At 71.0% G+C, this 9,976-nt stretch carries 11 protein-coding genes; 8 read left to right on the top strand and 3 right to left on the bottom strand.

Translation table 11 applies throughout. The features are described 5' to 3' along the window. The 3 genes from FHS38_RS27695 to FHS38_RS27685 all read left to right on the top strand — a co-directional run. Positions 1-669 (top strand): flavodoxin-dependent (E)-4-hydroxy-3-methylbut-2-enyl-diphosphate synthase (locus FHS38_RS27695; protein WP_184738056.1); only part of this gene is annotated, 669 nt, incomplete at its 5' end. 44 nt (positions 670-713) lie between these two features. After that, positions 714-2,624, top strand: coding sequence for a 1-deoxy-D-xylulose-5-phosphate synthase (dxs, locus tag FHS38_RS27690; protein WP_184738053.1), 1,911 nt, complete (start codon positions 714-716; stop codon positions 2,622-2,624). Then, complete coding sequence (locus FHS38_RS27685; protein ID WP_184738051.1) at positions 2,621-4,015, top strand: aspartate aminotransferase family protein; 1,395 nt, start codon at positions 2,621-2,623, stop codon at positions 4,013-4,015. The genes dxs and FHS38_RS27685 overlap by 4 nt, the downstream gene beginning before the upstream one ends. A gap of 37 nt (positions 4,016-4,052) precedes the next feature. Here the strand turns inward: FHS38_RS27685 and FHS38_RS27680 are convergent, their stop codons facing one another. Beyond that, positions 4,053-4,859 carry a tyrosine-protein phosphatase gene (locus tag FHS38_RS27680; protein ID WP_184738049.1) on the bottom strand — a complete coding sequence of 269 codons (807 nt, stop codon included), beginning with the start codon at positions 4,857-4,859 and terminating at the stop codon, positions 4,053-4,055. A 213-nt stretch (positions 4,860-5,072) separates the two neighbouring features. On the opposite strand from FHS38_RS27680, the gene FHS38_RS27675 reads away from it, so the two are divergent. Continuing rightward, a complete protein-coding gene (locus tag FHS38_RS27675; RefSeq protein WP_184738047.1) occupies positions 5,073-5,864 on the top strand; it encodes an SGNH/GDSL hydrolase family protein in 792 nt (263 codons plus the stop codon). A gap of 62 nt (positions 5,865-5,926) precedes the next feature. On the opposite strand, the gene FHS38_RS27670 is transcribed toward FHS38_RS27675, so the two are convergent. After that, positions 5,927-6,385: an ATP-binding protein gene (locus FHS38_RS27670; protein ID WP_229822942.1), complete on the bottom strand. Its 459-nt coding sequence runs from the start codon at positions 6,383-6,385 to the stop codon at positions 5,927-5,929. A 136-nt stretch (positions 6,386-6,521) separates the two neighbouring features. Between FHS38_RS27670 and FHS38_RS27665 the strand changes: the two genes are divergently transcribed. Genes FHS38_RS27665 through FHS38_RS27655 form a run of 3 tightly spaced genes read left to right on the top strand, consistent with a single transcriptional unit; the run spans position 6,522 to position 8,564 of the window. Beyond that, positions 6,522-7,388 carry a Sco1979 family transcriptional regulator gene (locus tag FHS38_RS27665; protein WP_184738045.1) on the top strand — a complete coding sequence of 289 codons (867 nt, stop codon included), beginning with the start codon at positions 6,522-6,524 and terminating at the stop codon, positions 7,386-7,388. Positions 7,389-7,391: 3 nt separating this feature from the next. After that, positions 7,392-7,649, top strand: a complete 258-nt coding sequence (locus tag FHS38_RS27660; protein ID WP_130881367.1) for a DUF397 domain-containing protein — start codon at positions 7,392-7,394, stop codon at positions 7,647-7,649. Positions 7,650-7,706: 57 nt separating this feature from the next. After that, entirely contained in the window at positions 7,707-8,564 is an 858-nt protein-coding gene (locus FHS38_RS27655) for an SAM-dependent methyltransferase (RefSeq protein WP_184738043.1), read from the top strand. Here FHS38_RS27655 and FHS38_RS27650 read toward each other — a convergent pair. Continuing rightward, positions 8,561-9,121: a carboxymuconolactone decarboxylase family protein gene (locus FHS38_RS27650; RefSeq protein WP_184738041.1), complete on the bottom strand. Its 561-nt coding sequence runs from the start codon at positions 9,119-9,121 to the stop codon at positions 8,561-8,563. The genes FHS38_RS27655 and FHS38_RS27650 overlap by 4 nt on opposite strands. Before the next feature lie 165 nt (positions 9,122-9,286). Here FHS38_RS27650 and FHS38_RS27645 point away from each other — a divergent pair, with 165 nt between their 5' ends. Further along, on the top strand, positions 9,287-9,934 hold the full coding sequence (locus FHS38_RS27645) for an alpha-ketoglutarate-dependent dioxygenase AlkB family protein (RefSeq protein ID WP_184738040.1): 648 nt from the start codon (positions 9,287-9,289) through the stop codon (positions 9,932-9,934). The last annotated feature ends 42 nt before the right edge of the window (positions 9,935-9,976 follow it).

The following is a 9,976-nucleotide window of genomic DNA, read 5'->3' as shown; positions in this document are numbered from 1 at the left end:
ACCCCCGAGGCCCTGGTCGAGTCCGCTCTCTGGGAAGCGTCGCTGTTCGAGGAGCACGGTTTCCGGGACATCAAGATCTCGGTGAAGCACAACGACCCGGTGGTGATGGTCAACGCTTACCGGCAGCTGGCCGCGCAGTGCGACTACCCGTTGCACCTGGGTGTGACGGAGGCGGGTCCGGCGTTCCAGGGCACGATCAAGTCCGCGGTCGCGTTCGGTGCGCTGTTGTCGGAGGGGATCGGTGACACGATCCGGGTTTCGCTGTCGGCGCCGCCGGCGGAGGAGATCAAGGTCGGCATGCAGATCCTGGAGTCCCTCAATCTGCGTCAGCGGCGGCTGGAGATCGTTTCCTGTCCGTCCTGCGGCCGTGCACAGGTGGATGTGTACAAGCTGGCGGAGGAGGTCACCGCGGGCCTGGAGGGCATGGAGGTGCCGCTGCGGGTCGCGGTGATGGGTTGTGTGGTGAACGGTCCGGGTGAGGCGCGTGAGGCGGATCTCGGGGTGGCGTCGGGTAACGGCAAGGGGCAGATCTTCGTGAAGGGCGAGGTCATCAAGACCGTTCCGGAGTCGAAGATCGTGGAGACCCTCATCGAGGAAGCACTGAAGCTCGCCGAGCAGATGGAGAAGGACGGCATCGCCTCCGGGACCCCTGACGTCACCGTCGGCTGACCGGCGAGCATCAAGACGAGAGCGAAGGACGAGGAGGGGCCTGCGTGTCGTTGTTGGAGAACATCCGTGGTCCGCGCGATCTGAAGGCGCTCGACGCGGAGGACCTGACCGAACTGGCCGAGGAGATCCGGCACTTCCTGATCCACGCGGTCGCCAGGACCGGCGGCCACCTGGGGCCGAACCTCGGCGTGGTGGAGCTCTCCATAGCCCTGCACCGCGCCTTCGACTCGCCCGCCGACCGCATCCTGTGGGACACCGGGCACCAGGCCTATGTGCACAAGCTGCTCACCGGGCGGCAGGACTTCTCCAAGCTACGCGGCAAGGGCGGCCTCTCCGGCTACCCCTCGCGTGAGGAGTCCGAGCACGACGTCATCGAGAACAGCCACGCCTCCACCGCGCTCGGCTGGGCCGACGGGCTCGCCAAGGCCAACCAGGTGCTCGGGCACTGGAACCGCCACGTCGTCGCCGTCATCGGTGACGGCGCGCTGACCGGCGGCATGGCCTGGGAGGCGCTGAACAACATCGCCGCGGCCAAGGACCGCCCGCTGATCATCGTCGTCAACGACAACGAGCGCTCCTACGCGCCGACCATCGGCGGCCTCGCCCACCACCTCGCCGGGCTCCGCACCACCGACGGCTACGAACGGGCCCTGTCCTGGGGCAAGGACGTCGTCCAGCGGCTGCCGCTGCTCGGCACCCCGCTCTACGAATCGCTGCACGGTGCGAAGAAGGGCTTCAAGGACGCCTTCGCGCCACAGGGCATGTTCGAGGACCTCGGCCTCAAGTACCTCGGCCCGATAGACGGACACGACATCGGGGCCGTCGAGGAGGCGCTGCGCCGGGCGAAGCGCTTCCACGGTCCCGTGCTCGTGCACTGCCGCACCGAGAAGGGGCGTGGCTACCGGCCCGCCCTGGAGGACGAGGCGGACCGTTTCCACACCGTCGGCGTGATGAACCCGCTGACCTGCGAGCCGCTGGTGCCGGCCGGCGGCCGGTCCTGGACCTCGGTGTTCGGCGACGAGATGCTGCGGATCGGGGCCGAGCGGCCGGACGTGGTGGCGATCACCGCGGCGATGCTGCACCCCGTGGGGCTGACGAAGTTCGCGGCCGCCTACCCCGACCGCGTCTGGGACGTGGGCATCGCCGAGCAGCACGCGGCGACCTCGGCGGCCGGGCTGGCGACGGGCGGGCTGCACCCGGTCTTCGCGGTGTACGCCACCTTCCTCAACCGGGCCTTCGACCAAGTGCTCATGGACGTGGCCCTGCACCAGTGCGGGGTGACGTTCGTGCTGGACCGGGCCGGGGTCACCGGCACCGACGGGCCCAGTCACAACGGCATGTGGGACATGTCGGTCCTCCAGGTCGTCCCCGGGCTGCGGATCGCCGCCCCGCGCGACGCCGACCAGCTCCGCGCCCAGCTGCGCGAGGCCGTCGACGTCCATGACGCCCCGACCGTCGTGCGGTTCCCCAAGGAGACCGTGGGTCCCACCCTCCCCTCCGTGGCCCGGGTCGGTGGCATGGACGTGCTGAGCGCCCCCGAGACCACCCACCCCGATGTACTGCTGGTCGCGGTCGGCGCCATGGCACGCGTCGCCCTCGACGCCGCCGATCTGCTCGCCGCGCGCGGTACCGCCTGCACCGTCGTCGACCCCCGCTGGGTCAAGCCGGTCGACGCGGCGCTGCCCGCGCTCGCCGCGCGACACCGTGTCGTCGCCGTCGTCGAGGACAACAGCCGCACCGGCGGCGTCGGCTCGGCGATCGCGCAGACGCTGCGCGACGCCGACGTCGACCTGCCCGTGCGGACCTTCGGCATCCCCGAGCAGTTCCTGCCGCACGCCAAGCGCGGCGAGGTGTTGGCGGACCTGGGTCTCACCCCCGCCGAGATCGCCGGCCGGATCAGCGCCGCGCTGGTCCGCCGGGCGGCCGCCCCGGTCACGGAGGAGAAGGACGCATGACGGACGAGACACGCGACTTCGACCTCGCCCGGCTCCTGGCGGAGCGCGGCGGCGAGCGGTACGACCTGCACGCCCGGTACCTCAACCACCAGCTCCCGCGCATGCTGCACACCATCGGCTTCGACAAGATCTACGAACGGGCCGAGGGCGCGTACTTCTGGGACGCGGACGGGCAGGACTACCTCGACATGCTCGCGGGCTTCGGGGTGATGGGCCTCGGCCGGCACCACCCCGTCGTACGCAAGGCGCTGCACGACGTCCTCGACGCCTCCCTCGCCGACCTCACCCGCTTCGACTGCCAGCCGCTGCCCGGCCTCCTCGCCGAGAAGCTGCTGTCGTACGCACCGCACCTGGACCGGGTGTTCTTCGGCAACAGCGGCACCGAGGCCGTCGAGACGGCCCTGAAGTTCGCCCGCTACGCCACCGGCAGGCCCAGGATCCTGTACTGCGCGCACGCCTTCCACGGGCTGACCGTCGGCTCCCTGTCCGTCAACGGCGAGGGCGGCTTCCGCGACGGCTTCGCCCCCCTGCTGCCGGACACGGCGATCCCGCTCGGCGACCTCGACGCCCTGGAGCGGGAGCTGGAGCGCGGCGACGTGGCCGGCTTCGTGGTCGAGCCCATCCAGGGCAAGGGCGTCCTCGAACCGCCGGCCGGATTCCTGCGGACCGCACAGGACCTGCTGCGCCGGCACAAGGCGCTGCTGATCGCCGACGAGGTGCAGACCGGCATGGGGCGCACCGGCGAGTTCTTCGCCTACCAGCACGAGACGGGGCTCGAACCGGACCTGGTGTGCGTGGCCAAGGCGCTCTCCGGCGGCTATGTGCCGGTCGGCGCGACCCTCGGCAAGGACTGGATCTTCAAGAAGGTCTACTCCTCCATGGACCGGGTGCTGGTCCACTCGGCGAGCTTCGGGTCCAACGCGCAGGCCATGGCGGCCGGGCTCGCGGTGCTCGCCGTGATGGAGGACGAACAGGTCGTGGCCAACGCCCGGCAGACCGGTGACCTGCTACGGACCCGGCTGGCGGCGCTCGTCGAGAAGTACGAGCTGCTGCACGAGGTGCGTGGGCGCGGCCTGATGATCGGCATCGAGTTCGGCCGGCCCAAGTCGCTCGGACTGCGGAGCCGTTGGACGATGCTCCAGGCCGCGCGGAAGGGGCTGTTCGCGCAGATGGTGGTGGCGCCGCTGCTCCAGCGGCACCGCGTCCTCACCCAGGTCTCCGGTGACCGCCTGGAGGTCATCAAGCTGATCCCGCCGCTGATCATCGGCGAGCGGGAGGTGGACCGGTTCCTGGACGCCTTCACGGCCGTCATGGACGACGCCCACGGTGGCGGCGGGCTGATGTGGGAGTTCGGGCGGACCCTGGTCAAACAGGCGGTCGCGGGCCGCTGACGGCTGCGGGGGAGCCCCCCCGCAGCCGGGAGCGGGGTCAGTCGGTGAGCAGCCGCTCCCGCAGCCGCTCGCGCGTACCCGCCGTGAGCCCGAGGCCCTCGGCGAGATAGCGCTCGGTCGTCCCCCATGTCTCCTCGATGGCCGTGAACGCGGCGGCCAGGTACTCGGCCCGGGCCTCGAACAGCGGCGAGAGCAGCTCCATGACCTCGGGGGACGTACCGCCGGGCGCGCCCTCGCCCCTTCGCACCCGGTAACGGCGGTGCGGCGCGTTCGACTCCAGGTAGTCCGCCTCGATGGCCTCGCGCGAGGCGCCGAGCGCGAGCAGGGTCACCGCGATGGACAGCCCCGCCCGGTCCTTGCCGGCGGCACAGTGCATGAGCGCGGGGACGCTGTCCTCGGCGAGGGCGTGCACCACCCGGCTGTGGTCCTCGGTGCGGGTGGTGATGATCTCGCGGTACGTGGCGGACATCCGGCCGGCGGCCCGGCCCTCGGACAGGATCGACCGCAGCAGATCCAGGTCGCCGTCGCGGACCATCCGCCAGAACTCGGTGCCGTCCGCCGGGTCGGTCAGCGGGATGTTCACGTTCCGCACCCCGGTGAGGGCGACGTCCTCGCCCTCCAGCGCGATGTCGGCGGCGTTGCGGAAGTCGAAGATCGTGTGCAGCCCCAGCGAGTCGAGGAAGCGTGCGTCGTCCTCGGTCGCGTGGGCGAGGTGGCCGCTGCGGAAGAGGACGCCGGGTCGGACCCGCCGCCCGTCGGCGGCCGGCAGACCGCCGAGATCACGGAAGTTGCGCACCCCCGCCAGCTCCGGCTCGGTCGACGGGATCTGCGGCGTCTGCGTCACGGGCGCTCTCCTCTGGTCCGGCTGTCGACGCTGCTCGTCGACGAAGCGGCCCAACGACCTTACGACACCCTATTCACGGTGGGATCGGCCCGTACGGGAGCCGTGACGCCGTATTCCGCCTTGGCCGACTTTGTCGGGGTGGGATACATCACGGCACGTCAACCCTTGGTTACGGTGGCGTAAGTCACTCAGCGAGGTGAAAGATGTGCTGACGTGGCAGACGATTCGGAATCATTCAGCAAGGGCGCGATCGGGTCGTACGCAGCCGTCGGGGACAGCTTCACCGAAGGCGTCGGCGACCCTGGGCCGGACGACACCTTCATCGGCTGGGCCGACCGACTGGCCGTACTCCTCTCGGACCAGCAGGCGGAACACTCCTTCAGATACGCCAACCTCGCGGTCCGCGGCAGACTTCTCGACCAGATCGTCGAAGAACAGATCCCCCGGGCGAAGGAGCTGGCGCCGGACCTCGTCACCTTCTGCGCCGGGGGCAACGACATCCTGCGGCCGGGCAGCGACCCCGACGACGTGGCCGAGCGCTACGAGGCGGCCGTCGTCGAGCTCGCGGGTTCCGTCGGCACGGTCCTGCTGTGCACCGGCTTCGACACCCGCGGCGTTCCCGTCCTGCGCCATCTGCGGGGCAAGATCGCGACGTACACCGCGCACGTGCGGGCCATCGCCGACCGGCACGACTGCCCGGTCCTCGACCTGTGGTCGCTGCGCTCGGTCCAGGACCGGCGGGCGTGGAGCGACGACCGGCTGCACCTCTCGGCGGACGGGCACACGCGCGTCGCGCTGCGGGCCGCCCAGGTCCTCGGGCTCCAGGTGCCGGCCGATCCCGACCAGGCCTGGCCGGAAGAGGGACACCGCTCGCCCGCCGAGGTGCGCCGGGACAACATCCACTGGGCGCGCGAGCACCTCGTGCCATGGATCGGCCGACGGCTGCGCGGGGAGTCCTCGGGGGACCATGTGGAGGCCAAGCGGCCGGACTTGCTGCCGCTGTAACCACCGCACCCGCAGCCCGGTCCTCGGTGAGGGGCTCGTACGGAAAGACAGGTCCGTACGGCTCAGTGGAGGATCCGGCGGTGCGACAGGTCGGCCCAGACGACACGGCCACGGCCGCTGTCGTCGGGCCGCACCCCCCAGGCCTCGGACACCGCGCCGACCAGCAGCAGACCGCGTCCGCTCTCCTCGTCCGCGCCGCTGCACCGCGCCCGGGGCTCGGTGGGGGTGTGCCCCTGGTCGGCGATCTCTATGCGCAGCCGTGCGCCGCTGATCCGCAGTTGACAGCTGACCTTGTCGCTGTCGGTGTGCCGTACGGCGTTGGTGAAGAGCTCCGACACCACCAATTGGGCGTCGTCGCACGCCACTTCGTCGATGCCCCACTCCCGCAGCCGCGCGAGGACTCGTCTTCGCGCCTCCGCCACCGAGGTGTTGAGGGCCGGGAAATGAAAGGCGTCTTGCAGACGCTCGGCGATGGAACTGCCGCAGCGCCCGAACGGGGGGGCGTCATGGGAGGGGACCACTCCGCAACTATGTGCGATACGCGTTGGGTGTGGCAAGGTTCAATCTGTAAATTGCAGAATCGTAAGGACAGTCTGTCGGCTCCACAGGTCGCGTGGCACACTGCTGGCATATGACAGCAGTTGGAGGGGGTGGACAGTGGCGGACGCGCGCGGTGTAGGCGCCCCGACTGTCCTGCGAGTCGTGCTCGGCAAGCGGCTGCAGGATCTCAGAGAGAAGGCCGGGCTCTCCTTCGAGGAGGCGGGCCGCGCCCTCGACGTCACGCACGCCACCGTCCGGAGAATGGAAAAGGCCGAGGTCGGCCTGAAGATTCCGTACGTGGAGAAGCTGCTGGGGGTCTACGGCGTCACCGACCCGGCGGAGGTCGAGGGCTTCCTCACCCTCGCCCGGGAAGCCAACCGCCCCGGCTGGTGGCACCGCTTCCGTGACGTCCTGCCGGAGTGGTTCAGCGCGTTCGTCTCTCTGGAGGGAGAGGCCAACCTCATCCGCGCCTACGAACCGCACTACGTCCCCGGCCTGTTGCAGACGGAACAGTACGCCCGCGCCGTGCTCCGCGCCGGAATGCCCCACGCGCCCGACGCCGACATCGACCGGGCGGTGGCCGTCCGCCGCGAGCGCCAGAGCCTGCTCAGCCGGGACCGGGCGCCGCTGCTGTGGGTGGTGATGGACGAGACGGTGCTGCGCCGGCCGATCGGCGGGCCCGGTGTGATGCGCGAGCAGATCGCCCACCTCGTCGAGGCGACCGCACTGCCCAACGTACGACTGCAGATCATGCCGTTCGCCGCCGGACCGCACCCGGCGATGTACGGACCGTTCCATATCTTCCGGTTCCCGCTCCCCGAGCTACCGGACATCGCGTACGCGGAAAACCTCGTCGGGGCCTCCTACTTCGACCAGCGTGACGATGTCTCGGCCTTCCTGGAGGCGCTGGACCGGATGTGCGCGCAAGCCGCGCCGGCACAGACCACCGAGGCCTTCCTGGGTGGCATTCGTAAGGAGATCTGAACCATGGATCGCATCTACAACGGCATGCGGGCCACCGACCTCGGCACCGAGGGCTGGAGCAAGCCGTGGAGCGGCGGCAACGGAGGCAGCTGCGTCGAGGTCATGCGCCTGGGTGACGGCCGGGTGGCCGTCCGCCAGTCCACCGACCCGGCGGGCCCCGCTCTGATCTACACGCACCACGAGATGGAGACGTTCATCCGCGGCGCGAAGGCCGGCGAGGCCGACTTCCTGCTCGCCGGACCGAGCGTCAGCGGCGAGTGAAGCGGCCCCGCCGGCGAACACGGCGGGGCGGCACCGGCACAACCGGCACCGAAGGTCATGCGTACCGAAGGGAACAACCGCGTGAGCGAGCAGGGATTCACGGCCGACCAGATCGACACCAGCCGGCCGCACCCGGCCCGGATGTACGACTACTACCTCGACGGCTGGGACAACTACGAGGTCGACCGGCAGGCCGCCGAGCGCGTCATCGAGGCCCACCCCCAGGTCCGTCTCTCCGCCCGCGCGAACCGCGCCTTCCTGCGCCGGGCCGTGCGCGAGGTGGTGGGCGGCGGCATCCGCCAGATCATCGACGTCGGCACGGGCATACCCACCTCGCCCAACACCCACGAGGTGGCCCGGGAGGTGGCGCCCGACGTCAAGGTGGCCTACGTCGACAACGACCCGATCGTCGCCACCCATGCCGGGGCGAAGCTGACGAACGCGGGCGGCGCCGGATTCGCCCTCGGCGACGTCCGCGACCCCGGGGCGATCCTCGCCGACCCGGTGGTCCGCGGACTCATCGACTTCGACCGCCCGGTGGCCCTGCTGCTCGTCGCCGTCCTGCACTTCGTCAAGGACGAGGAGGACCCGGCGGGCATCGTCGCCGCCTTCGCCGAGGCGCTGCCGTCCGGCAGCTGCCTCGTGCTCTCCCACGCCACCGGCGAACCCTACGAGGCGTACGAGGCGGGCCGCACGGACGAGGTGGCCCGGGACGGCGTCCTCGACGTCTACAAGAACGCCACCGCCACCTTGAACCTGCGCGGGCGCACTGAGATCGCACCGCTCTTCGGCGGGTTCACCCTCCTCGACCCCGGACTGGTCCGGGTACCGCTGTGGCGCCCGGACGGGCCGGTGCCGGGCGCCGAGGAACTGAGCAACACCATCTTCTACGGGGGAGTCGGGCGCAAGGCCTAGCGGGACGCCCCCGCCGGGACGTCACAGCTGTCCTTGAAGCCCTGGCTGCTCAGCCCGAGGGCCGCGTTGACGCGCGAGCGGAGGTTCTCGACCGCGACCATCGCGGTCAGCTCGACCAGCCGCTCGTCGCCGAGGCGCTGCCGCAGCCGGTCGACCAGGTCGTCCTCGACCGTCGGCGGGGTCGCGGTCATCGCCTCGGCGTACTCCATGACGTCCCGCTCCAGCGGGGTGTAGACCTCGCTCTCCCGCCACCTGGGCACGTCGTGCAGCTTCTCGTGCGGCATTCCGTGCCTGCGGTTCTCCCAGTAGCCGAAGTCCACGCACCACGAGCAGCCGATGGCCGACGCCGACGTCATCACCGCGAGGGCCTTCAGCCCCGGGTCGAGCTTCTTCCAGCGGGCCACCGACAGCTCGAAGCGGGACGTGCCGATCAGCACCCGACGGTGGTGGGCGTAGGCCATCAGCGGTTCGAGGACCTTCCCGTAAGCGCGCTTCGAATACCACTCCAGCACGCGGATCAGCGGGGTGCGGGGCGGGTCGAGGGGGATGCGGGCCATGGCGGGTACCTCCGGTGGTCGCTGCGGTGTCGTCCGGTGGCGGCCGCTGCCGCGGTCGCCTCTGCCCGTACGACGGACGGGACGTGCGCGTTCGTGACATCCGGGCGGGGAAGACGGGAAAAGACTTTCCCGGACCGCCACGGACCCCGGCCTACGCTGGGGGACATGCACGACGAGCTGTTCCCCCGCCCCGCCGCCGAGATCGCCCCGGGCGCCGTGCACATCCCCGGCTGGCTCGACGACGCCGCGCAGCGCCGCCTGCTGGCCGACTGCCGGCAGTGGGCGAAGCCCCCGGCGGGCCTGCGGACCGTGCGGATGCCGAGCGGCGGTGAGATGTCCGTGCGGTCGTTCTGCCTGGGCTGGCACTGGTTCCCCTACGGCTACGCCCGCACCGTCGTCGACGGCGACGGCTCACCCGTCAAACCCTTCCCGGGCCGGCTCGGCGAGCTGGCCCGGGCGGCGGTGGCGCGCGCCTACGGACGGCAGGCGGCGGCACCGGAGTACGACATCGCGCTCGTGAACTTCTACGCGGCGGGCTCGCACATGGGCCTGCACCGGGACGCCGACGAGAAGTCCGACGCGCCGGTCGTCTCGCTCAGCCTCGGGGACACCTGCGTCTTCCGGTTCGGGCACCCGGGCGGCCGGACCCGGCCCTGGACCGACGTCGAACTGCGCAGCGGTGATCTCTTCGTCTTCGGCGGCCCTTCCAGGCTCGCCTACCACGGCGTCCCCCGCACCAGGCCGGGCACCGCGCCGCCCGGCCTGGGCCTGACCGGCCGGCTCAACATCACCCTGCGCGTCAGCGGGCTGTGAACGCCCTCCGGAGCGGGCGCGCGCCGGAAAATTGACGTGCGC

Source organism: Streptomyces netropsis (genome assembly GCF_014203545.1).
Lineage (GTDB): Bacteria > Actinomycetota > Actinomycetes > Streptomycetales > Streptomycetaceae > Streptomyces > Streptomyces netropsis.
The sequence above is the reverse complement of the archived record's forward strand: the minus strand, read 5'-3'. Positions and strand labels throughout refer to the sequence as shown.